The following is a 25,746-nucleotide window of genomic DNA, read 5'->3' on the forward strand; positions in this document are numbered from 1 at the left end:
ACACAACGAATATGACACGGATAGTACTGCCTACAGACTTTTCCAAGAATGCTTGGAATGCCATTATTTATGCATTTTCCATCTTTAAGGATGTAGAGTGTGAGTTCCTTATCCTGAATGCCTACCAAGTTGGGGCATCCGGTTTAACCACCAAAATGGGCAGTACCAACGACACCCGTTTGTTCCGTTTGATGAAAGAACAATCGGAGCGCGAACTCCAGGAGGTTTTGGAGAAGGTGGTTGAGATTGATACTGATCCGAAGCATCATTTTAAGACCCTATCCGTTGCGGACCATCTTGTGAATGCAATTGGGAAGACGGTGTACAACAAGGAAATCGATTACATTATTATGGGGACCAAGGGGGCTACGGGGCTTAAGGAAGTATTTATGGGGAGCAATACATATAAAATCATCAATGAGATTGATTTTTGCCCTGTAATAGCCGTTCCCGAGGAGTACATCGTCAAGGATTCCATTGGGGATATTGTCTTGGCTACGGGGTACGAGCATGTTTTTGAAACCTATGAACTGCATCCACTTTTAAAGCTCACCCAACTTTTCGATTCTGAAATATGGGTGACCTATGCCGGGAATCCTGAAGAACTCACTCCCCAACAAATTGAATCGAAGAGCACTTTGGAGAACCACTTGAAGGACACAAGGTACAAGTTCCTTGAAGTGGAAAAGGGAAGTTCCATTCAAAGTGCCATTCAAAAAACGGTGGAAGAACATAAAGGGGTAGACATGTTGGCCATGATCAACTACGCCCATGGTTTTTTTGAAAAACTTACCCGCGAGGCCGTCATTAAAAAAGTCTCCTTCAATACCCAAGTGCCTTTTTTGGTCGTGCACCTTTTTGAGTGAAATCTACCTACATAAAAGATTTTACCACTTGGACAATCTCCGATTTTTGGAGTACACCGGATTGCCGCCACAATTGTTGACCTTTTTTGAAGAGCAGCATGGTTGGTACACCCCTTACCTGGTATTTACTGGCCAAGGATTGGTTTTTGTCCACATCAATTTTCACGATTTTCACCGAATCCCCCAATTCTGCCTTGACATCCTTAAGGATGGGGGCCAACATTTTACATGGACCACACCACTCTGCGGAAAAATCAATGAGTACCAATTGATCGGAGTCTATCAAAGCGTTAAAATTTCCTTTCATGGATGTACTATTTATAAGATGCAATTTATGAAATCCGTTTTTTTTGTGAATTGATGGATATCATGGTTTAAGATTGCAAAAGCATGTAGGTTTGATTAAATTGGAAGGATATGATGCGGATAGTATTGCCCACGGATTTTTCAGAGAACGCGTTCAACGCCATTGCCTATGCGGCCAAGTTATTGGAAGACACCACCTGCGTCTTTTATCTACTGCATGCCTATACACCGCCCATGTACCGTGTGGACTACACCTTGGGCAGTCCGGGTGAACTTGGACTCCCCGATGACTATAAATACAATGCGGAGGCCGAATTGGAAAAAACCAGAAAACGAATCAAGGCTAAGTTTGATTTTCCAAAGCACGAGTATGTGGTACATGCCGCTTTTAATACCTTGGAAGATGAAATCAATACCATGGTCAATAATGAAAACATGGATTTGGTGATCATGGGTACCCAAGGCGCAACGGGGGCCAAGGAAATTTTGTTCGGGTCGCATACGGTACATGTGATCAATAAGGCCATTGTCCCGGTTTTGGCCGTTCCATCCAGTACGAAAAGTATTCCGCTTCGGAATATATTGTTCCCTACGGATTATGGAATCGACTTCTCAAAAAAGGATTTGGAGTGCTTGTTGGAATTGTCAAAATTAGGGGAATCCACAGTGCATATCATGCACGTTTCAACCTCACAAGGGCTCACGGCACAGCAAAAGAGGAATAAATCCAATCTTGAAAAATTGATGCAAGACCAACCCTGTCAGTTTCATGACCTTCCCGATCAAGAATTGGTGGAAGCCATAAACGCGTTTCAGCAAGAAGTGCCTGTAGATTTACTGGCAATGGTGAAAAATAAGCACTCGTTTTTAGAGCGTCTTTTTGTGGAACCTGTGATCAGGAATATTGGCCTGCATTGCAAAGTGCCTTTTTTGGTGCTACCCCACACGGCAAATTGACCTAAATCATGGCACAGGATAACGATCCCATGTAATTTTAGGGAAAAACCTGAACAGCCATGGACAAAAGAGTCTTGTTGCCTACCGATTATTCAAAAAATGCATTGAACGCCATTAGATATGCGTTGGACCTGTATAAAAATGTACAGTGCGATTTTTATATCCTGAACGCTTTTCAGGCTTCGGGTTATACCTTGGACAGTATGATGGTCCCTGAACCCGGGGAGCGTTTGTACGATTTGGCCAAGGAAGCGTCGGAAGCAGGAATGGAACGACTTATGGGGATGATCAAACTCCATCCGGAAAACCCAAAACATCGGTTCCATTACATTTCCACCTTCAATAGTTTGGTGGAAGCCATCAAGAATGAGATAGCGAAGAAAGATATCGATGTAATTGTTATGGGAACCAAAGGCCTTACCGAATCAAAAGCACGGATTTTTGGGACCAATACGGTATCTGTAATGGAAAGTATTAAACAATGTCCGGTAATCGCAGTGCCCAGTGATTATATGTATGTTCCCCCCAAGGAAATTGCCTTTCCTACGGATTACAAGACAGACTTTAAAAAATCTGAAATGGCCCAGTTGGTGGAAATTGCAAAGCTGCACGGATCAAAAATAAATGTGGTCCATATTGATAAGGACAAGGATGGCAAACTGAGCAAACAAGAGGAAACCCATAAACGGTTGTTACAAGATATTCTGGAAGGGTTGGATTATGAGCTACACTTTTTATCTGCCGTAAAAGTGAGTAAGGGCATCAACCTTTTCATCGAGAGCACCAATTGCGATATGATTGCCTTTATGAACAGAAAGCATTTGTTTTTTGGAAGCATCTTGTCCAATCCCTTGGTCAAGGAGATAGGGTATGATCCCAAAATACCCATTTTGGAGTTGAATGATAATTGAAAAAATGTAAAAAAGGACTGATTGAACACTATAAATAGAATAGATCATGGGCAACGAAAATAAAATAGAAGACTTTCGATATGAGCTTCAAAGATGGAAATCCTATTTCCAGTTCATTGATGATGAGGTATCCTTTATTGAAAAATTACTGAACTCCTATGTTTTTGAGCCTACCACACCAAATTTGTTTGAACGCCTGGAACAGTTCAAGCAAGAGTTCACCAAATCAAAGAAGAAAAAGGAGCAGCTTCAAAAAAAGATTCTGGAACAAGAAAGACATTTGGGGGGTATTTTGGAGTGTACTTCCAAAGTGGATGATATGGGGTACTGTAAGAAACATGAACGGTTACGGAACGAGGTTGGGCAATATTTTGGGGATTATCAAAAGATCAAGGCCGAGGTATACGATTATGCGGGATTGGTATTGAAAAGAAGAAAGCCCATGGATTGATCAGTGCCTTTCCTGTGTTTTGTTCATAAAATAGGGCTCAAGAGCTTGGCCATGCCCTCTATCAATTTATTGATCCAAGGACGATTGCTGAAAGCTTGATAATCGTCCAGCATGATTGATTTGGAGCAATCCTTGAGAAAATCGTCTTTCATCTGCTGGCATAATTTAGCGTCATAGACAATGGCATTGGCCTCGTAGTTTTGCTGTAAGCTACGGTTGTCCAAGTTGGCGGTTCCTATACTTGCAATTTTGTCATCGCAGAGCATGACCTTGCTATGAAGGAAACCGTCCGGATGCAGATATACCTTGATGCCAGACTTTAGATATGATTCAAAGTAGGAGCGGACGCACCAATCCACCAATTTCATGTCAGTAGTGGAGGACATCAACAGTCTTACATCGACCCCGCTTAAGGCAGCGGTTTGCATGCTTTGGAGGATGGCATGATTAGGGATTACATAAGGGTTTATGATATAGACATAGTTCTCAGCATTGTTCATGATGGAGAAATACGCTTGCTCTATAGCCGCGAAATCATCATCCGGTCCGCTTGGAACTATTTGCATGGAGGATCCCTTTTTCTTCGTTTTGTGGATGGTATATGATGAGGTATCCACTTTTTTATTGCTGGCCAAATACCAATCAGAGATAAAAAGCCCGTTCAAATAATCCACGGCCTCCCCCTCGATTCTTAAATGTGTATCATGCCATTTGCCCAATTGGGGGTCTCCCTTAAGATATTTGTCCGAAATGTTGATACCCCCGGTAAAGCCAACCTTGTTATCAATAACAATGATTTTCCTATGGTTTCTATAGTTCAAGGAGGACAGAAATTTGCCAAATCGGAACGGGAGAAACTGAGCGACCTCGACCTTGCATTTTCGAAGCCTATTGAGATATTGTTTGCTTAAGGAGTAACTTCCGATACCATCGTACAGGACCCGAACAGTAACGTTTTCCGCTACTTTTCGTTCAAATATTTCCAGTAGCTTTTCCGCCAAGATACCATCCTCATAGATGTAGTATTGCAAATGGATATGCTCCTGGGCACTTTCCAAAGCCTCAAAAATGCTTTCAAAAGTGTTCTTGCCATCTTTTAGGAGGGTAAGCTCATTATGGTCGGTAACAGGGCACTTTGAAGTCCTGTAGATGAGTTTGGAGATTTTTCTGTTGTATTCGGAGATATTGACCTTGTCAGTACCCTCTTGAAGATGCTTTCTGGTTTCAGCATGATTATTTTGGGAGAACAACTTACTTTTTCTTCGATTTCTACCCAGTAAAAGATAGAGTAACACCCCTCCAACAGGAATGGTAAAGATGGCCAAGAGCCAAGCCAATGTTTTGCTGGGGCGCACCCCATTGAGAAGCAGGCTCACTACAATCACTAGTCCAATGACCATGTAGACAGTTATGAGAATGCTCACTACCATGGTGTTATCGAAAATCTCCAAACTATTTCAAATATAGAGTGCTTGCGGACCCATTTTTATGGGCAAGGCAAATGGTACTTCACGAAAATAGGATATTGTAGGTGAAAATAAGCCGATTTCTCTTTCGGATACATGATGCGGATCAGTCCTAACATTTTATATGGGCATTACCCTAGGAATGCCCATGACTCTGTTTGCTAGTTTGTTGTAAATCATAAAAAAACATGCATTTCATCGATGACACCCTACTTTAATCAACAATTTCATACACTGGATTAGTCTAATACACAACATTTTGTAAGAATATATATATGAAAATCTTCATATTCGACCTTCAAAAAACAACCAGAAACCTTGGTCGATATCATGAAAAACCAACCTCAACCAACCTTTAAAGCAATCAAACCCATATTACTTTTTTTGGCTTTTTGGACACTAGGTTCCCTAGGCCTTTTTGCACAAACCGACCCCAATGGAACGGTAAATGATGATTCTGGGCCCAGTACGCTAATCACCGATCTTAATGCCAATTTAAGGCTTTGGTTGGATGCCACGGATAAATCCACCTTGTATACCACACCGACCGTGGTGGCGGGCCAGAGCATTTCTGAACTGGAAACCAACAATCCGGGCACCGACTATTCCGGCACGGAAATCCAGTTGTGGCTGGATAAATCAAGCTACCATTCCAATGTGGACAACACGGTAAACAGCGCTTTTCCGGAATACGTTTCGGATGGTGGGACAACCAATAACAACCTGCCCACCCTGGAGTTCAGCAAATCAACGTCCGATCACTTGATGATAGACCTGCCCGTTACGGATTCGGGCAATGGGGAGCAATGGACCAGTGATTATTCGGTCTTCATTGTTTTTGAACAATTACAGGATGGGGGAGTGGATGATGCCTTCTTTTCCAATGGGAACACCTTTGCGGATGACAACCACTTTCAAATCAGTGTTTCCGCAGCGACCGGTAACGATTTTGTTTTTAAGTCGAACAATGGAACTCCCGATGTGAAGTATCTGGATTTTGAGACCGAAAAGCAAAACGAGCTTAAACTGTACTCCCTACGCGCGAGCAGTTTGAGTGGAGTCGAGGCCTTGGTAGATGGTGTCCGCACAGATTCTGATGCCTCTTTTACCAATGTAGGACGCAGTTTTACCAGCTATAAAATCAACAAGAACCGAAACAACAATAGGTTCAACGACTCCCGTATAACCGAGGTCATTATTTATGATAGGCGGTTGAGTGATTGCGAATTGGATGAGGTAAACAAATATTTGGGCAACAAGTATGGAAAGGATTTTTCATCTTCATTTGGGGCCTTGTTTGATACCGACACCGATACCAACTTCAACAATACCGTGGTAGGAATCGGGCTCAAAGAAGACATTTGCGGGGGAACCGAGGATAAAAGAAATACGGCCACAAGCAATGGAATGACCTTAACGGTTGATGATGCCGACAATACCGTGAACAGAAACTACATTGCGTTTTCCAATAACAACGGAAGCGAGACCACCAACGATAATGTACCAACCGATACCAACTTGAAAAGGTTGGACAAGGTTTGGATGCTCCAAGAATTTGGAAATGAAGCTTTGGGGGACCAGGCCTTGGACTTTGAGTTTGACATTCCGTCCATATGGAGCCATTTGGCTGAAGAATCCTTTGCCATTTTGGTGGACGGGGATGGAGACTTCTCCAATGCAGAACCCATGGCGGGAGGTATAGTCAATGCGGGCAAGGTCACATTCTCTGATATCACCTTGGGTACGGACACTTCCTTGAATTTGGATATCACCACACCGGTTTATATTGCCTTGGCCATTCAAACCGGCCCTGGCGGAATAGCCGCCAATCTACAAGGGTGGTGGAAAGCGGATGGACAAGTCTACTCGGATGCCGGGACCACTTCGGCCACAAATGCCGATCCCATTTACCAATGGAGTGATTTTAGTATGAATGGAAACGATTTCATTCAGAGCGATTCAGGTAAACGTCCCATATTTAGTGAAGCCACCTTGAACTTTAACCCCCAGGCCACCTTTGATGGAAGCAATGGTACCTTTATGGAAGGTTCGGGCACTTCGGGGCTCCCTAGTGGAAATAGCGCCCGTTTTATGCGGGTGGTCGCAACAACCACAGCTGCCTTTACAGGGAACCATGTACCCTTTGCACATGGAGGCGCCACACAGAACGAAGCCCACTTGATAGCAGGTTCGGTAAACAGCAATGGGCTGATATATAGTTCTTGGGAACCAGTAAACGATATAACAAGCACTAATTTTTGGACACAGGACCATCCCAACATTATTGGAGGTGCTTTTGATGGTGCCTCCTCAACCTATCTACAGGCCAACGGAACCACCCTGGTCACGGATAACGATGGGACACCCCCAACATGGAGTACGGTCAATTTCTTTCTTCGGATTGGGGCGGATGTCGAATTCTCGCCAGGAGAGTTCTGGACAGGAAATATTGCAGAGGTAATGGTCTATGATACTTATCCTTCAGCTGCTGAACAACAACAAGTGGATAGTTATTTGGCTTTGAAATATGGTATTACTCTTGACCAAAGCACAGCAATGGATTATGTGGCAACGGATGGAACGGTTGTTTGGGATGGAACGGTCAATGCCAGTTACAACACGGACATTTTTGGTATTGGGCAAGATGACGCATCTGGTTTGAATCAAAAAGTATCACAATCTGTACATAATGAAAACGGCCCCATATTGGCCACTACGCAAGATTTTACAAATTCAAATGTAAATGGGAGCAGAACGGCACCGGGTGAAGGCAACTTTATGATCATGGGGCATAACAATGCTTCCCAAAACTCCTTCACTTCCAGTTTTGATGGCGGGACCAATAACCGTTTGAACCGTGTTTGGAAGGTAGAGGAGACCGGTACGGTGAATGCAGTGTTCATAGCCATACCCAAATCTGCCATTACCTTTCCTGCGGGTATTCCCAATATTGTGGTTTCAGGGGATGAAACCTTTGATACAACGGATACTTTGGTGGAATTGAACGATGACGGAACCTACTATTGGGCTTCCATAAATCCTAGTGATGGAGATTATGTAACCTTTGCAAGTCCCACCCCCGATTTTACCATCAGCCAAACGTCTTTGACTTTTGATGAAAATGCTGGTTCGGGTACGTTCACTGTTGTTTTGGATGTTAAACCAGCTAGTGATGTCGTTCTGGATATTACCAGTGACGACACCGATGAGGCAACTGTTGACAAATCACAACTGACCTTCACATCTACGGATTGGGACACGCCCCAGACCGTGACCGTGACAGGGATGAATGATGATATTGACCGCAACGATTCAGCAACCATTACCATTGCTGTGAACGATGCCGCTTCGGATGACTCGTTCGATGCCCTTGCGGACAAGACCGTGGCCATCACCCTTACCGATGATGATACAGCTAATTTTACGGTAAGTGAAACCACTTTGACCTTAGATGAAAACGCAGGAGCCGATATCTTCACCGTAGTACTCGATACAGAACCTACAAGCGATGTGGTGTTCAATATCTCCAGTGACGACACCGATGAGGCCACCGTGGACAAGGCTCAGTTGACCTTTACATCTGCTGATTGGGACACCCCCCAGACCGTTACCGTGACCGGGGTTGATGATGATATTGACCGCAACGACTCAGCCACCATCACCATTTCCGTGAACGATGCTGCTTCGGATGATACTTTTGATGCCCTTGCGGACAAGACCGTGGCCATTACCCTTACCGATGACGACACAGCGAATTTCACCGTAAGTGAAACCACATTGACCATAGATGAAAATGCAGGGACCGATACTTTTACCGTTGTACTGGACTCCGAACCGACCAGTGATGTTGTTCTTGACGTAAGCAGTGGTGATACCGATGAGGCCACCGTGGACAAGGCTCAGTTGACCTTTACGGCTTCTGATTGGGACACCCCCCAGACCATTACCGTGACCGGGGTGGATGATGATATTGACCGCAACGACTCCGCTACCATCACCATTGCAGTGAACGATGTCGCTTCGGATGACTCTTTCGATGCCCTTGCGGACAAGACCGTGGCCATTACCCTTACCGATGATGATACAGCGAATTTCACCGTAAGTGAAACTGCATTGACCCTAGATGAAAACGCAGGGACCGATACTTTTACGGTCGTACTGGACTCGGAGCCCACCAATGACGTTGTTCTTGACATAAGCAGTGACGATACCGATGAGGCCACCGTGGACAAGGCTCAGTTGATTTTTACATCTGCTGATTGGGATACGCCCCAGACTGTGACCGTGACCGGGGTAGATGATTTGGCCGTATCCGATGATACTGCCGCAATATCCATCGTAGTGAATGATGGTTCAAGTGATGACACTTTTGATGGGCTCTCCGATAAGATCATTGCAGTTACATTGACCAACGATGACTTTGATTCGGACGGTGATGGGGTTCTTGACGCTGTTGATAACTGTGTTTCCATCTCAAATGCCAATCAATTGGATACTGATTCGGATGGAGAAGGTGATGTATGTGATACAGATGATGATGGTGATGGCACACCAGATGTGGATGATGCTTTCCCCTTGGATCCAACTGAGGATACCGACACCGATGGAGACGGAGTAGGGAACAATGCGGATACCGATGACGATAATGATTTACTTTTGGATGGGGAGGATCCCAATCCATTGGTAGATACCCAGACCACGGCACCTTCCTTGATATTGCCTGTTCCCGGTGAAACCTCCTATGACAATATTACCATACACTATTACGTGCCCGAAGACCCCTTGACCAATAGTGTACAAGTGATCTTTAGTTCAACAGAAGATCCCAACAGTCCTATCACGCTTCAATTGGAAAACCCCTTACGTGACGAATTGAATACCATAATCATTGATGCCAAAGATTTGGCTTCGGCCACTGAAGTGGTTTCAGCAAGCAGCAGTGCTTTGGTCAATGGAGCTTCGTATGATGTTACGTTGAGGTATCAAGATGTATTGGGTAACCCCACAGCGCAGGATACCAATACCGATCATACCATCATTACCGATCTGGAATTTACCCATATCACCATGTCCTCGAACAATGCTTCCTCGGAATTGGCTAAGACTGGGGACCGCGTATCGGTTGAGTTCGGTTTCAACAGACCTGTTGATGAAGTGGCGCTTTCCATTCTTGGGAGTACGCTGATGTTTGATGATAGTGCCTTGATTGGTGAAAACACGTATTTGGGATGGATAGATGTAAATGATACCATGTCCGAAGGTGTTGTTGGATTCACATTGACCGCAAACCCATCCACCGATAATTTGGTGGCAAACAATACGACCGATGGTAGCACCGTGACCATTGATACCACGGAACCACAACCAAGTCTGGTGATTGACGAGTCTCTTTATCTGGGCCCCTTCACCATTCAGTTACAATTTTCCGAACCCGTATTTGATTTGGCACCCTTTCCAGTTGAGATTGCGCCAGGACCTGGAGGGGAAACCATGGCAACCATGGGGGCCCTTCAAGAGGTGACACCCGGATTGGTCTATAACATTCCTGTTACCCCATTGGTTCCCGGAGAGTTGGTTTTTTTCAATGTGAATAATGGTATTGCACGGGATGAAGTCGGTAATTACACCCTTCCCTTGGGCATTGTAAATGGCACCTATTACGACTTGGATACCGATAATGATGGTATAGGGGATAGCACGGATACGGATGACGATAATGATGGCACCCCGGATGCAGAGGACGCCTTCCCGTTGGATGACTCTGAAGACACCGATACCGATGGTGACGGAACTGGAGATAATGCCGACACGGATGACGATAATGACGGCACCCTGGATGCGGATGATGCATTCCCATTGGATGATTCCGAAGATACCGATACCGATGGAGACGGTCATGGAGACAATTCAGATGATGACATCGATGGAGATGGGATTCCAAATGAGGAGGATATCTATCCCAATGGGGAAATCACGGATACGGACAATGATGGTGTTGCCGATGACGAGGATGCGTTCCCCAATAATCTCAATGAAAGTGTGGACAGTGATGGGGATGGAACAGGTGACAATGCGGATACCGATGATGACAATGATGGAACCCCTGATGAAGAGGATGCTTTTCCTTGGGATGCTTCCGAAGATACGGACACCGATGGTGACGGAATAGGGAACAATGCCGATACCGATGATGATAATGATGGTACCCCTGATAGTGAGGATGCCTTCCCGCTTGATGATTCCGAGGATACCGATACCGATGGTGACGGTATGGGTGACAATGAAGATGAGGATGACGACAACGACGGGGTTCCGGATACGGATGCCACCACAGATAATGAGCCAACGATTGTTCCAGCCCAGGCGTTTACACCAAATGGTGATGGAAACAACGATACGTGGGTAGTTCCCGGTATAGAAAACTATCCCAACAATGTGGTGAAAGTCTACAACCGTTCAGGACACGAAGTGTTTGCTGCAAGATCTTACCAAAACAATTGGGGAGGTTATTACAAGGGTAAACATGGTATACTTCCTGCAGGTTCATACCTCTACGTGATCGACTTTGGAGATGGCTCTGCCCCGATGCAAGGCTGGATTTTCATCAATTATTAGACAGATAACAAGACAAAAGCACATATCATCATGAATATATTTCACAAGCTATATCTTTTAATGACCGTTCTATTGTTCTCAGTGGGCATTAATGGGCAACAAGATCCCAACTACACCTTTTACAGGTACAATATGAACATTTACAACCCAGCCTTTGCCGGAAGCTCGGAAGCTGCCGAATTTTCATTGGGAATTCGGAGTCAATGGGCCGGTGTGGAAGGCGCTCCAGAAAGCCAGAGTGCCATTTTTGGCATGCCAGTGGGTAGAAAATTGGGGCTTGGTGTATCCGTTCTCAATGATCGCACCTTCATTGAACAGCAAACATGGGTGGCAGTGGATGTTTCGTATTACATTGATTTGGATGAAGAACATAAACTATATTTTGGAATCAAAGGGAGTGCCAATTCCTACGATGCCAACACGGATGGTCTAATTACCTATGGAATGGGGCAGGATGGTACCTTGCTCAATTACGAAAGTAGATTCACCCCCAATGTTGGGGCAGGGGCCTACCTGAAGCACAATCGATATTTTGTCTCTTTGTCGGTACCAAAACTTTTGACCCCGGATCGTCTACAGGAAAGAAATGGAAATGCCTATTTGGGGGCAGACCGTATGCATGCCTATTTGAGTGGCGGGTATAGTTTTATCCTTGGGAAAACCTTGGACCTGAAGACCGCAGGAATGTTCCGATATGTGGATGCCTCTCCCATGTCCCTGGAACTTACGGCAATATTGGATTTTGGGGAACGCTTTGAGTTTGGAGCATCCTATCGCTTTGATGAAAGTGTAAGTGGATTGTTCCTATTCAATATTTCACAAGGTTTCAATTTGGGATATGCCTATGAGACTTCCCTCCAAAGTGCCATTGAAGGTATTGATAACAGTACCCATGAACTGTTCATGAGATTAAGCCTGTAAAATTCATCACAAAGTATATCGGTTTTGTTCATATCCCCCAAAACAGGCTTAAGTTGGACATTTTTGTTGAATCTCGTTGAAAAAGCTCTACAAACGGGTTATATTTAGTCAATTGGATAAAAATGGGGAGCATGTTTAGAAAGTGTGCCCCAAAAAACAAAACCTAGGGTATACCATATGAAAAGAAGGGCACTGATCAGAAAATTGGGACTTGTTCCCTTGACCGGAGTTTTTGCACAATTGATACCGTCCAGCGTATATGCGGGATGGGGCACGGAAAAAGCCGTTGACAAAGCAGATGTACTAAAGAAAGCCGCCAAAGGCAAGAGTATTTACGAGAAGTTGGGAGTCCGTCCGGTAATCAATGGACGGGGTACCATCACGGTCATTGGAGGCTGCCGGGTACTACCAGAAGTGGAGCAGGCAATGCAGGAAGCCACCTTGGATTATGTGGAGTTCGATGAATTGATGGATGGCGTAGGCCAACGTCTAGGGGAATTGACCGGTGCCGAGTTTGGATTGGTCTCCACAGGGGCCACAGGGGCCATGATGATCGGTACCACAGGAATAGTCACTGGAGGAGACCCGGACAAATTGTGGCAGCTTCCCAACTTGGATGGGATGAAAGATGAGGTCATCATCCCTAGATATTCATGGACCGCTTATGAATCTGCAGTAAGGGGAGTGGGTGTTCGGATGATCACCGTGGACAACAAGGAAGAACTCAAGGCTGCTTTGGGCCCCCGTACGGCAATGGTATTGGTTTTGGCCGGATCAAAATCCATGAACGGACCACTTTCCATAAAAGAGATAGCAAGTGTTACCAAGCCGCTGGGTGTACCCATTATGGTAGATGCCGCTGCGGAAGGATTACCGGTCCCCAATCCCCATATTTCACAAGGGGCCGATTTGGTGGCCTATAGTGGAGGAAAATATTTAGGAGGTCCCCAGTGTGCTGGACTGTTGATAGGACGTAAAGATTTGATCAAGGCCGCTTGGGTGACCAGTGCACCACACCATGGGTTTGCACGAGGATATAAGGTTGGCCGGGAAGAAATCATGGGAATGCTTACCGCCGTTGAAATGTGGATGAAAAGGGACCATGCCAAGGAAAGGGAAACTTGGACCGGTACCTTGGAATACATTGCCGATAAGCTCAACAAAATCCCTGGATTGGAGACATCCATCAGACAACCCCCACCGGAACAACTTTCCAACCCAAGTCCCTCACTTAATGTAAAGTGGGACATGGAGAAAATACCCCTGACCGGATATGATGTGGAGCAGATATTGTGGGATGGTACACCAAGAGTAGCTGTTAGTGGGGCAGGTAGCTTTTTACCCTTTCCTCCCAACATGGAGCCCAACATCCGGATCAATACGTCACAGCTTAGAGAGGGTGAGGAAAAGATAATTGCCGACCGCGTATTTGAGGTTTTGTCCAATCCACCCAAAATAGAGAGAAACTTGGATGCCGCCTCCTTTGATCTAAGTGGGGAGTGGGACGTGGCCATAGAGTTTGCGGCCACCGCTTCAGAACAAACCTTTGTCATTGCACAAAATGGGGAAGACGTAAAAGGGACCCATTACGGCAGTTATGCTTCTAGGGCCTTGCAGGGTAGTGTGCATGGAGATGAGGTGCTCATTCGCAGTTCCCATACTCTGGATGGCGTTCGTCTTAACTTTACCTTCAAAGGAAAAATCCAGAATGGAGAGTTGATGGGAGGGGATGTCAGTTTTAGCGAATACGGAAATGGAAAATGGCAGGCCAAACGTCGCTATTGATGTTTGGCAGTAGGTTGGGAAGTTTTTCTTAGCTATTGAAAAAGATGAGCAGCAGTATTTGCAAACAGTTTTTATAGTGTAACCTGAAAAGACTGAGGGCATTGCTGATATGGGTTTCCACGGTTCGGATGGAGATATCCATTTCTTGGGCAATTTCTTTGTTATTATACCCTTGTACACGACTTAAGTAGAATACTTTTCTACATCGGTTGGGCAACTTGTCCATGGTTTTTAAAAAAAGTTCTTTGGACTCCAGATAATCCATGTGTTCCTCCGGTCCTTCGGAAATTGGCTCGGATTTCAAGGTGTCTTCCGCAGAAACTTTGCGCTGTTCCTGTTTTAGAAAATTGATGGCACGGTATTTTACCCCTCGAAACAGATAGGCTTCTATTTGGTGGATTTGGGTAGTGGCCGATTTTTCCCAAAGACTTATAAAAATTTCCTGGACCAAATCCTCGGAGACCTGATGATCGCCAGTAAAACTATAGGCATAGATATAGAGGCGTTTCCAGTAGAGGGCAAAAATCTTTTCGAGTGCTTTTTCCTGACGATTTTGGAGAGCTTTAAAAATCAATTTTTGGTTTTCCATCATCTGCGGCACCTTGTGTTTGTTGGGGGCGTCTGTAACAAATTTATTAGGGGAAAGTCAACAGATCGCTTTGCGAACATTATGCTTTTGTTACTAAAAAGTATCCCCGGAAAACTGCTGTTTTCTAGGGATACGATCTACTGAAACCTTTTACCAATTTGGGTTTTGGACAAGGTTGGTGTTCAATTGTAATTCTTGTATGGGAATGGGAAGTAGGTAGTCCCGATCTTCATTGAAGGTTCTGTCGTTGAAATCCGGAAGTGGATCTATCAGGTTGTCCGCACTTAACTGGATATCGGTCCCTAATTGAAAATATTTGGCACCGTCAATCTGACCTGTGGGAAGCTCGCCTTCATACACCACCAAGTCAATGGCGCCATTTCCATCCAAGTCATATTCGCCAGCCCCGGGCAAATAAATACCGCGTAAGGGCAAGGTAAGGGACTGTCCTGCTTTCCAACGTCTAATGTCGTTCCAACGGTGACCTTCCATATACAGTTCTACCCTGCGCTCCCTTCTGATTTCCAAAATGAGCCCCATGTTGCTACCATTCACATTAGGATAAAACATTTCTTGATAGGCATCTGGGTTTGCGTTGGCATCGACCACGGATACATTTGGCATGTTTACGCGATTGCGCAATAAACCAACGGATTTGTCCATGTCCTCTTGGGTAGCCGTACCCAGTTCCGCCTTGGCCTCGGCATAGTTCAATAAAACCTCGGCAAAACGGAATACGGGAAGATCGTTTGTGTTTTGGTTGATTCCATCCGAGTTTGCAGCAGTTACAAATTTGGTGAGATGATACCCGGTTATGGTGAAAGACAGGTCTGGAGGCAATTCAACACTTTGACCAATCCTGGTATAACCCGATGTGCGAATGGTCTGGGAAAGTCTTGGATCCCGATCGGCTGTTTCATCCGCAAATGATAGGATGTTATAATCCGCCTGGTCGGTAAAGCGGCTTCCATCTGCATTCAAATAGGAGTTCACTACAGATTTGGGCATTCCAGGTCTTCCCTGTGAACCGGTCAAGGTATAGTAATTTGCCCGATGTCCATTGGTAAGGGGTTCTGTATATTCCCTGGCCAGAATAACCTCGGAAGTTTCGGAGGCCTCGGCCCTGAACAGATCGGCATAATCCGAACTTGGATTACCGGTACTGTACAAGGTATACGGGCTGCTTTCCATCAACTCCTCGGAAGCGGCAATGGAGGCCTGTAGGTATTTCTCATAACCAGGGATGCCATGGTACTTTTCAAAGGTTCCTTCAAAAAGTCCGATTCTGGATTTTAAGGCCAATGCAGTGTACTTGCTTACTTCGTAGGCATACGATTGGTCGTTCATATGGGCAATGGCCCAGTCCAGATCTTCCAAGATTTTATCCACAACAAATTGTCTACTGTCACGGGCTTTGTAAAGATCTTGGTCATCGGCTTCCATGGTCTTGTCATACCAAGGCACATCCCCAAAGTTCATGACCATGTTAAAGTAAAAATAGGCCCTGAAAAAGCGGGCAACCCCACCGTAGCGATTTTTAGCGGATTCATCGTCACACTTTTCATAGTTTTCCAAAAAGTAGTTGATATCACGCAGATTGTTCCAGTTCCAACCGCCACCACTTGAGGGGACAATACGGGAATCGGTCATCAGGTCGCTTAAAGTATTGTGGACAATCTCGCCGCTGTAGCTGTCCGCGGTGAAGATTTCACCCCGGGATGAACTGTTGGGCAATAAAAGATAAAAACCGTTGGTGTACAACTCCAAATCGGAAGCGGTCAAAAAGAAACTGTCTTCACTGACATCCGAAATGGGATTTTTATCCAAATAGTCGTCACTGCAGTTCACAAAGAATAAACTGCTTAAACTGATCAATGCTATATATATTCGTTTCATCGTCTTGGTTAGATTTAAAATTGAACTGAAATACCCAATGAATATGTCTTGGACATGGGGGCTTCCTGGCCTCTGGAATCATAGGAATACGAACCAGAAGGGGAATTCAGGTTAACTTGGTTGCTTGCAATTTCCGGGTCGATGTAATCCGTCAACTTGGTAAAGGTTAGGATGTTCTCTCCGCTGAGATAGAGTCTGATCTTGTCAAAAGGTGTCCGTTCCAAGACCGACTGGGGCAGGTTGTACCCAAACGTTAGGTTCTTAAGTCGCAAGTAAGAGATGTCCTGTAGGTACCGATCATTGATGTTGTACAGGGAATTACGGCCGCTAAGGGCAATGTAACCAAAGCCTCTAGGGTAGTACCCGTTCGGATTTTCAGGGGACCAAATGTCATTGGCCAAATCTTTACGTACAAAAGAGGCATAGGGACGGCTATAAGGCCCCCAGAACAATTGGGAGTTGTAGCCTGGATACCAATCTTGTTTACCTACACCTTGGAAAAATGCCGAGATATCAAAGCCTTTCCAGCTTGATGATATTCTAAAATTATAGAGGTATTTTGGAGCTACGTTCCCAACAATTTTTTGATCTCCTGGATCATCAAGTGTATTGGTACCCGCGTTCACAACACCGTCTCCATTAAGGTCGGCATACTTAACATCCCCGGGCTGTAATCCACCCCTACTGGATATTCTTGCCGTTACGTAGGATTGGTCTACATGTGCGGCCACTTCCTCTTCTGATTGAAAGAGTCCATCAATTTGATACCCCCAGATATCCCCAATGACCATTCCTTCATAAAAGGAGTTCAACAAGTTTTCTGGATTATCAAATTTGGTAATCGTGGTCTCGGAGTTGGAAAGTCCTGCGCTCACACTGAGTTGAAAAGGGGAACCACCCAAATTAAAGCTGTCGGTAAACCCAAGGGACAATTCAAAACCTTTGGTTTCCAGGTCAGCCGCATTCTCTTTTGGAGCTGATGCCCCCAAAGTGGCAGGGAGAACCTGACCGGCGGTAAGCATTCCCAAGGTTTCCCTTTTAAACCAATCAAAGTTTGCGGTAACCTTGTTTTTAAAAAGTCCAAGGTCAACCCCAAAGTCCAAGGTGCGAACCTCTTCCCAAGTAATCTCAACCGGGTTAAGGGCAGGGGAGGAGATAGATTCCAAAGGACTTCCGTTCAATGAGAACGCCTCGTTTACGGAGCGTGACAAAACAGGTTGATAGGAGTAAGGGGAAACTTCCTGGTTACCCAAAGACCCATATGAGGCCCTTAGTTTCAATTGGCTCAAGACTGGATGCAAGCTTTCCATAAAACCTTCATTATGCAGTGCCCATGCCGCAGAAACCGATGGGAAGAAGCCCCATCTGAAGTCTGAGGGGAACCTAGAGGTGCCATCGTACCTGCCATTCAGCTCCAAAAAGTACTTGTTGTCGTAATCATAGGATAGTCTTGAGTATACACCTTGTATGGCCCATTCGTAGGCACTTCCAGTGGCATCATCCGCCGTGGTGCCCAGCCCCAAGGAGTTAAGATCATCGGAAATCAATCCCTGCGTGCTGGCCTGGATGGTCTTGCTGTACATGGATTCTTGTCCAAAACCTGCCATGACATCCATATGATGCTTACCGAAACGCTTGTTGTAATCGGCATATATGTTGAAAGCATCGTAATCGGCTGAGGTATTGAACTCGGTTAATTTATCGGAACTCATGGTCTGTATGTCGTCCACGTATATGCTCCAAGGCACCAAAGTGGATCTTTGAAAAATGTTCTGGTTCATTTTTCGGTAGGCGTAGCTTGCCTTGACGGTAAGTCCATCAACAGGGGTCAGGGTGGCCGTTACAATGTTGGAAAACTCGGAATCCTCAGTTTCTTGTTTGGATTTTCCATGCAATAGAGAGGCATAGAGTCCGTCACCGGCCGCATAGTTGTTCAATTCACTTCGATAGAAATAGGTGCCATCGGGATTGGTGGGCGAATACCAGGGCATGGCATGGTTGTATACCAAATAATTCCAATAGTTACCGTGCCATCCACCTCGGTATCCTCCATATTGAAGGTCATCAAAGCGGTTGAACTGCATATTGTCTGAAACGGTGATCCAATCATTCAGCTTAAACTCAACTTTGGCCCTGTAGTTCTCCTTTTTAAACAGGTCCTCCTGAACTTTTAGGATGCCAATTTCACGGTAGTTTCGGTATGAGAAATATCCTTTCAGTTTTTCACTTCCGCCACTTATCGAGGCATTATAGATTTGGGAAGGTCTGCTCTTTCGAAAGAAAGTGTTCCACCAATCGGTTTTGGCGTAGTGGACATACTGCTGCCGACCATTTCGAGTATCTGTGATCACACGTGCCAAGGATGGGTTGGCAGATACCTCCTGCAATGCGGTGTAATCCGCTTCGGTATATCTGGAGTACGATGCACCACTGCTCGCCTGAAAGAAACTATCCGCAATCTGTATGGCCTCGTAGGGATCGGTTACAAAGTCGGTATTAGTGGTGACTTGACTTATGGCCGTAGTGGCCTCCAAGCTTACTTTTAGGTCACCTTCCTTCGCTTGTTTCGTGGTGATCAAGACCACACCAAAAGAAGCACGGGCACCATAAATAGCTGCGGCACCCGCGTCCTTCAAAACACTGATGTTCTCTATATCGCTTGGATTGATGTCGTTGATATCTCCTTCCACACCATCAATGATGATCAGGGGGTCACCACCGTTGATCGAGGTAAAACCCCGGATATTGATGTTGGGGGTATCTGTAGGGCGACCGTTGGAACGGGTAATGGTAAGCCCCGGTGTCAACCCTTGAAGTGCCACGGCGGCATTGCTCACCGGACGTTCTGCCAAAGCACTGACATCTACCTTGCTGACCGCTGCGCTTAAGGATTCAATGGTTTTTTCCCCATAACCAATAACCACCACCTCATCCAATTGCTCACTATTGGCATCCAATTGAATGGCAATGGAATTTGTATTGGAGTTTACTGTGTAGGTTTGTGTTTCCATCCCAACATAGGAGAACTCCAGAACATCACCGGTTTTGGCTACAATTTCAAAGTTTCCGTCAAAGTCGGTCACAACGCCTTTGTCCGTACCCACAACCAATACATTGGCTCCCATCAAGGGTTCTCCTGTATCGTCTTTTACAGACCCTTTGATGGTCTGTTGCACAGGCTGGGTAGACCTTGGTTTTACATAAACGGTGATATTGCTTTTCTGGATTTGGTACCCCAGCCCATATACTTGGGCCAAATCATCCATGACGGACTTTAGGGGTAGGTTGTTATAGTCGACATTTACCTTGTGCTTGATTTGTTTTACCTCATTGGTATAGATAAAGCTGACCGGGGCTTGTTCCTCAATCTTGGTAAAGATGGTCACAAGATTAATTTGACTTTGGTGTAGATTGATATTGGGAGAGTTCTCCACTTTGGCTTGGGCCGGTAGTGCAAAAAATTGCATGGCCCATAACATCATGATGGTTTTCATAACGTTTCCATTGAAAAAAAATAGTAATTTTGGTTTCATTATATCATACTATGTATTTGGTGAATATGTAGTTAATAGGGCCTTTTCTGTTGGCGCAGAAGAGGCTTTTTTGTTGGGTTCAGTACTATATCATAGGTTATGGTTTTTGGGGTTCTACTTGGTTTTCAGAATTGATTTGGGCACCGGTTAGTAGCTCCAAACTTTCTATGGTCTCTTCCAATGTGGGGTTGATGAACTTACCCGAAATGGTCTTGTTGGTAATATCTTCTGTTGACATGTGCAGTTTCACATTGAACCAACGTTCCACAATGCGAAGGGTCTCTTCAAGGGAATGGTCGTCCAGAACAATGATATTGTCCAACCACGAAATGTCTTTGATGGTACTTTGTTTGGTCACCAGATGATTGCCGGTGCCTTTATCAAACAGCAATTGTTCATTTGGTTTCAATGTGGCCAAGACGTTGTTTTCCTCACTGACTTGAATGGACCCCGTGGCCAAACTGATTTTAATATTAGGATTGTCGGTATAGGCCCTTATGTTGAATGAGGTTCCCAACACCTTGGTTTTTAGGATTGGGGTGGTCACCCAAAAAGGTTGGTCGGGGTTATGGGAGACCTCAAAAAATGCCTCTCCATCCATTTTTACCTGTCTGGTTTCTCCCTCAAAGAATTCGGGATAGGTGATGCTGCTCCCTGAGTTTAAAGTCACTAGGGAACTATCAGGGAGTACCACTTGCTTTTTTTCTCCTAAATTGGAGGTTACCGTAATCAGTTGGGCTTCTTTTTTGGGGAACAATTCCATGTAGGAAATCCCAAGGATGGCCAAAATGGATATAGTAGCCGCTATCCGATAGATCATGCTACGCCTTCCGTTCCGTGCAGTAATTTCTTTGGACGTTTTTATACGAGCAGCGATTCTTTGGTACAACTGTCTCTTCGTACGCTGTTCCATAGTGGGAGGGAACAATTGCCTACCGTAGGTGTTGTAGTATTCCTCAAGCTCCAGCTCCTCACTTTTGGTGCAGGTATTGTCAAGGTACTTTTCTACCAATTCTTGAAAACGTTCCCGATTGATCATAGTTTTTGGTTTCGGTGCTTGTTGTGAAGTCAATAAAAAAGGCCTTGCCACGTAATGCGGAAGACCTTTTTTAATCATTGTTAACCTTTTTTTTATACAGCTTGGGACGGCTTAACAATGAGCTAACAATAGGGGGTTGGATTCGTTTGGGTGGTTAAACGTTTACCGTTTCCACATACACGTTGCCGAAGTTATCCGTAACCTCAATGATGATTTCATCTACTTCATCACTAGGTTCAAAAAAGAACATATGGTCAGTTGAAGCAGGCTCTACCCAAGTTCTTCGTTCGGGCAGTTTTTTACCCAAATGGAGCTCGGTGCTTAAGGGGTCGGTGGTCTTTACGTTTCTCACATGCGCATTTCGGTTTCCGTTTTCATACCAACAGATGTTCCATTTGGGGTTCCAATTCCAGACATTGATACTGCACGAATTTGGGAATTCTGGGTTTGCTCCTCTTTTATAAAACCTGAATTGATGGGTTTTGGGTTTGTCCACGGCTTTATAATACCATGAAAGGTCACTACCGCTCATTTGATATACCCCATATCCATTGGGTGTACCATCACTGCAGATAGGTCCGCTCCACCATGCACCACATACCGCACCATGCACATGCTCAAAACAGTTTTCTTCAAAGGTGTTATAGTTTCTATGGGTATGCCCTGAAAGGATATGGACTTTGTAGGGCGCCAAAAGCTCATAGAGGTGGCTCTTGTTCTTCACTCCGCCAGCAATAGGGATATGGGTACAGACCACCACAGTGCGGCCAGCCTCAATGTATTGGAGATCCTGTTCCAGCCATGCCAGCTGATTTTCGGTGATATAGCCTATGTATTCGCGTTCAACGCCGGTAAAGAAAACGTCATCGAGCACTACATAATGGATTTCACCCCGGTTGAAAGAATAGTACGAAGGTCCAAACAGTCGGTTAAAAGTTCGGGTTGTGGCCTCATCGCTTCGTGAATCCAAATCCATATCGTGGTTTCCAATCACCTGAAAAAATGGAATTTCAGTGGCTTTGATGGCTTTGTTGTAGTCTTCGAACAAATGGAGCCGGTCATATACCAAATCCCCACAACCCACCCCAAAAGTATTGGGGTCGTTCAATTCTTTGATGGTCTTGATGAAATCTGGAGTGGACGTTTTCAGTAATTCCCCAGCTTCGTATTCATTTTGGATTTGGGGATCGGCCAGAAGCAATAGACTGTGTTTGTCATCGGACACTTCATTTTTCTTGAGTTGGAACAGAAACTCATTCTTCTCTTTGCTGGTATCAATGGGTTGGAAGAAAGAAGCGGAACCATTGGACAACTGATTCAAAGTATACCCGGATGGGATACTTAAAAACACAAAGGGCTGTTGGGCAATGCTCCAAAAATCAAAGTGGCCGTTGTGGTCCGTGGCGGTGACCGTGACACCGTCTGAAACCACAATCTTGGACAATCCTTTGCCACTACTGACCACCCTTCCTTTTATCCTGATAGGTTTGGAGCGGGTAACGATACTATCCCAGCTCAAAACTGGAGATATGCCCAGAAGCGAAAATGCCCCTGCGGTCCATCCCATCTTTTTAACAAATGTTCTTCGGTTTTCCATATTCTGTTTTTAAGGTTGTTTATGAATGAGTCAAAGAAAATGGGTAGGGCACGTAGTCCGAACTCTTTGTTTCTTCGTTAAGAAATCCAGAAATGAAAAAGAGAAGCTGTTTGTATTTGGAGGTTCAATGCGTATTTCTACGTTTTCCAGGGGAGGAGTTATGGGACCTTGTGGGGTACTACCCCTATAATTTTTCGGATGATGCCATCGGCTTTGTTCATGGTGTAGAGATTTCCGTCCCCATCTTTTCCTATGCGAAGATCTGTTCGGGATTTCCCGACTATTTTTTTCATATCTGTATGTTCCCCTTTATAAAAAATACCAAGCTCTTGGATGGGAATGGGCTGTGGTTCTTCTGAAAAACCATTGAGGAAAAAGAGTTTTCCCCGTACAATGTCCCCAAAAATATATTGATGGTTGAGTTCCTTGATTGGGCCTTCATAGACATATCCTCCAGAAATGGCATTCCCGGTTTCATGGCCATAGAGGGCAAACGGAAGTTCATACCTCATGTCGTTTGGGGTGAGGTTGTAGGTTTCTTTTATTTGTTTTGGGTTGATGCCAAAGTACCCTTCGCGTTCATTCCAGCCATAATCGCTACCGGGCTTGACCACATTGACTTCTTCCACGGTCAGTTCTCCCACATCTCCCGTGACCAGACGAGCATTTTCTCCCTTCCCGACCCATGTGATTCGATGTGGATTTCTGAATCCGTAAGCATATATTTCTTTCCAGATATCCTTATCGCTTTCATTGGCATAAGGGTTGCCCTTTGGAATTCCATAGTTTCCGTTTCTGGAATTGTTCCCGGTGGGGTCCAATCTAAGGATGGTACCCAGTGGCGAGCGGATACTATGGCATAACTCCGGATATCCTGCAATGGTACTGCCCCCATCCCCAATACCCAAATACAGCATGCCATAATCCGGGTTGTTTTTATCCGTGACATTTGAGAAGATGATGTCCTGCATACCGTGCAATCGGGTAGGGACATCGATTCGGAGAAGTTCTTTCCTGCTTCCTTGAAAAATCGGTTGCGTGGGATCACTGTTCACCCATTCGGTCAGTATCCATTGCATGGCTACTTCAATTCCTTTTCCTAAAGGAAAATCGGATATAATGCCTAGAGGTTTTTCGGTATGGATGGTATAGATTTTTCCGTTTTGTAAATACTCTGGATGGAAGGTGAAGCTTCCAAGTCCCGATGCGAGTCCTGGACCATCGATAAAGTTTTCCGTTCTTTCCTTTAGATCCAGAAAGACGTTGGCCTTACCGTTTTGCAATTGGTAAATACTTCCTCTTTGATCATGAGTAAAGAGTATCGACTTACCATTTTTTAAGGGAACAGAACGCATACTGGCCACTCGGGAAGGGGGATTTTCCCCAGTTTTGGGCATTTTAATGAAATCCTCCAGCACAACGGATAAGTTGGAGTGGTGTACCTTGGGAATTGTGCTTAGGTCCGGTTTGGTTCTTTCGATGGAATCCTTGCTTTTCCCAATACCTGTTTCATTATCGTCAAATAGTAAGCCCAAACTATCCGATGTTTTATGGATATAGGTGAATATGGACTCAACCTCTTCTTGGGACAGGAACGCAAACGAGGGCATATAGCTTTTGTACTGATCAAACAGCTTTGCGGCCCGCTCGTCTTTATCTTTAATTAGCTTTTCGGGATTCTGTACAAATTGAAGCAGCCAATCTTTTTCAATTTGAGTTGTGATTCCTCCCAATTTAGGTCCCATGCCATTCATCTTGAGGTCATGGCACGAAGCGCAGTATTGATGATATAGAGCTTTGCCTTGGATGGCATCCCCGGTCCATTTTGATTCTTTTTTGGGTTGGCATCCCGAGACAAAAATGATTCCGATAAGCAATGCAAAAGCAATCCATGGAATGGTACGACTATCTTTTTTGCGTAGGGGATGCGTTCGGATTGACATAAGGGAACGTTAGGTTATTCACTTTCGGATCTGTCCAAAACGTAAAGTATCCCTCCTAAAACATGGTTCAAAAAACGTTCATCTGAATACGATTCCTTGGTGTGGCCCAAAGCGGTATAGAACATTCGCCCGCCTTCAAAAGGTTTGTACCACGAAATGGGATGTCCGTTCTTATGCTTTCCTCCTTTGTAAGTGGACTCATCCACAGAAATGAGAAGATTGAAATTGTCATCCATCCAACGAAAATTGTACCACTCGTCAAAGCGTTTCCAGATTTGGGATAAATACTGGGTGGACAAGTGCGTGTTATCGTGAACAATGAGGGTAGCTTCTTGTGGTTCTGGATGTCCATCAAAATAACCACCGATCATTTTGCCATACCAGTCCCATTCATATTCGGTTGTGGATGCCCCATGGATTCCCATAAAACCTCCCCCGGATTGTATGAAATTCTTGAAAGCGGCCTCTTGCTTTCGGTTGAATACATTTCCGCTGGTACTTAGGAAGAGGACAGCATCATACTCCTTAAGTTTTTTGGTGTTGAACCAGCTGGATTTTTCCGTGGCATCAACCTTGATTCCGTTCTCAGCGCCTAGTTTTTTTAGGGCCTCAATGCCTACTTCAATGGACTCATGCCGAAAACCTTTGGTCTTTGAGAAAACCAGTAACTTTTTGGAAGGGGCATCTTGGCACCAAACCAAAAGAGGCACAAAGCATAGCATGCAGAGCAGTAATCCTATTCTTTTTGCCTTAGGAAAGGAGCGTCTGGAATTGCCTGAAACTATTTTGTTGAGTAAGCTTTTGGAGTGCATATGGTGTTATTTGGTTGTTTTGTGTTAAAAATACACAAATACAATAATAGGAATGTTTC

The 25,746-nt window shown here is 44.9% G+C and carries 16 protein-coding genes; 7 read left to right on the forward strand and 9 right to left on the reverse strand.

Annotated features, from left to right (window positions below; translation table 11 throughout):
• The first annotated feature begins 11 nt into the window (after positions 1-11).
• Positions 12-866, forward strand: a complete 855-nt coding sequence (locus F8C76_RS01080; protein ID WP_152130084.1) for a universal stress protein — start codon at positions 12-14, stop codon at positions 864-866.
• Between the two features lie 7 nt (positions 867-873).
• Here F8C76_RS01080 and trxA read toward each other — a convergent pair whose 3' ends face one another.
• Positions 874-1,173 (reverse strand): thioredoxin, encoded by a 300-nt coding sequence (gene trxA / locus F8C76_RS01085; protein ID WP_129656255.1) that lies wholly within the window; start codon positions 1,171-1,173, stop codon positions 874-876.
• A 110-nt stretch (positions 1,174-1,283) separates the two neighbouring features.
• Between trxA and F8C76_RS01090 the strand changes: the two genes are divergently transcribed.
• The 3 genes from F8C76_RS01090 to F8C76_RS01100 are packed head-to-tail and all read left to right on the forward strand — an operon-like array spanning position 1,284 to position 3,491.
• Entirely contained in the window at positions 1,284-2,129 is an 846-nt protein-coding gene (locus F8C76_RS01090; RefSeq protein ID WP_152130085.1) for a universal stress protein, read from the forward strand.
• A 59-nt stretch (positions 2,130-2,188) separates the two neighbouring features.
• Positions 2,189-3,040, forward strand: a complete 852-nt coding sequence (locus tag F8C76_RS01095) for a universal stress protein (RefSeq protein WP_152130086.1) — start codon at positions 2,189-2,191, stop codon at positions 3,038-3,040.
• A gap of 46 nt (positions 3,041-3,086) precedes the next feature.
• Positions 3,087-3,491, forward strand: a complete 405-nt coding sequence (locus F8C76_RS01100) for a hypothetical protein (RefSeq protein WP_152130087.1) — start codon at positions 3,087-3,089, stop codon at positions 3,489-3,491.
• Between the two features lie 23 nt (positions 3,492-3,514).
• On the opposite strand, the gene cls is transcribed toward F8C76_RS01100, so the two are convergent.
• The gene (gene cls, locus F8C76_RS01105; protein WP_152131429.1) at positions 3,515-4,921 is read right to left on the reverse strand and encodes a cardiolipin synthase; all 1,407 of its coding nucleotides are present in this window, start codon (positions 4,919-4,921) and stop codon (positions 3,515-3,517) included.
• Between the two features lie 366 nt (positions 4,922-5,287).
• On the opposite strand from cls, the gene F8C76_RS18630 reads away from it, so the two are divergent.
• The 3 genes from F8C76_RS18630 to F8C76_RS01135 all read left to right on the forward strand — a co-directional run bounded on the left by F8C76_RS18630 (position 5,288) and on the right by F8C76_RS01135 (position 14,278).
• Positions 5,288-11,572 carry a DUF8202 domain-containing protein gene (locus F8C76_RS18630; protein WP_170283927.1) on the forward strand — a complete coding sequence of 2,095 codons (6,285 nt, stop codon included), beginning with the start codon at positions 5,288-5,290 and terminating at the stop codon, positions 11,570-11,572.
• 30 nt (positions 11,573-11,602) lie between these two features.
• Positions 11,603-12,493, forward strand: a complete 891-nt coding sequence (locus F8C76_RS01130; protein WP_152130088.1) for a PorP/SprF family type IX secretion system membrane protein — start codon at positions 11,603-11,605, stop codon at positions 12,491-12,493.
• A gap of 177 nt (positions 12,494-12,670) precedes the next feature.
• The gene (locus tag F8C76_RS01135; RefSeq protein ID WP_152130089.1) at positions 12,671-14,278 is read left to right on the forward strand and encodes an aminotransferase class V-fold PLP-dependent enzyme; all 1,608 of its coding nucleotides are present in this window, start codon (positions 12,671-12,673) and stop codon (positions 14,276-14,278) included.
• A 28-nt stretch (positions 14,279-14,306) separates the two neighbouring features.
• Here F8C76_RS01135 and F8C76_RS01140 read toward each other — a convergent pair whose 3' ends face one another.
• The 7 genes from F8C76_RS01140 to F8C76_RS01170 all read right to left on the reverse strand — a co-directional run bounded on the left by F8C76_RS01140 (position 14,307) and on the right by F8C76_RS01170 (position 25,687).
• Positions 14,307-14,870 carry an RNA polymerase sigma factor gene (locus F8C76_RS01140; RefSeq protein WP_152130090.1) on the reverse strand — a complete coding sequence of 188 codons (564 nt, stop codon included), beginning with the start codon at positions 14,868-14,870 and terminating at the stop codon, positions 14,307-14,309.
• 147 nt (positions 14,871-15,017) lie between these two features.
• Entirely contained in the window at positions 15,018-16,763 is a 1,746-nt protein-coding gene (locus F8C76_RS01145) for a RagB/SusD family nutrient uptake outer membrane protein (RefSeq protein WP_152130091.1), read from the reverse strand.
• Between the two features lie 14 nt (positions 16,764-16,777).
• Positions 16,778-20,257 (reverse strand): TonB-dependent receptor, encoded by a 3,480-nt coding sequence (locus F8C76_RS01150; RefSeq protein WP_170283928.1) that lies wholly within the window; start codon positions 20,255-20,257, stop codon positions 16,778-16,780.
• A gap of 136 nt (positions 20,258-20,393) precedes the next feature.
• Positions 20,394-21,335, reverse strand: a complete 942-nt coding sequence (locus tag F8C76_RS01155) for a FecR family protein (RefSeq protein WP_170283929.1) — start codon at positions 21,333-21,335, stop codon at positions 20,394-20,396.
• Between the two features lie 154 nt (positions 21,336-21,489).
• The gene (locus tag F8C76_RS01160) at positions 21,490-22,932 is read right to left on the reverse strand and encodes a calcineurin-like phosphoesterase C-terminal domain-containing protein (RefSeq protein ID WP_152130094.1); all 1,443 of its coding nucleotides are present in this window, start codon (positions 22,930-22,932) and stop codon (positions 21,490-21,492) included.
• A 158-nt stretch (positions 22,933-23,090) separates the two neighbouring features.
• On the reverse strand, positions 23,091-24,875 hold the full coding sequence (locus tag F8C76_RS01165) for a PQQ-dependent sugar dehydrogenase (RefSeq protein WP_152130095.1): 1,785 nt from the start codon (positions 24,873-24,875) through the stop codon (positions 23,091-23,093).
• Between the two features lie 14 nt (positions 24,876-24,889).
• Positions 24,890-25,687 carry a ThuA domain-containing protein gene (locus F8C76_RS01170; RefSeq protein WP_152130096.1) on the reverse strand — a complete coding sequence of 266 codons (798 nt, stop codon included), beginning with the start codon at positions 25,685-25,687 and terminating at the stop codon, positions 24,890-24,892.
• Between the last annotated feature and the right edge of the window lie 59 nt (positions 25,688-25,746).

The organism is Flagellimonas olearia (assembly GCF_009184425.1).
Lineage (GTDB): Bacteria > Bacteroidota > Bacteroidia > Flavobacteriales > Flavobacteriaceae > Flagellimonas > Flagellimonas olearia.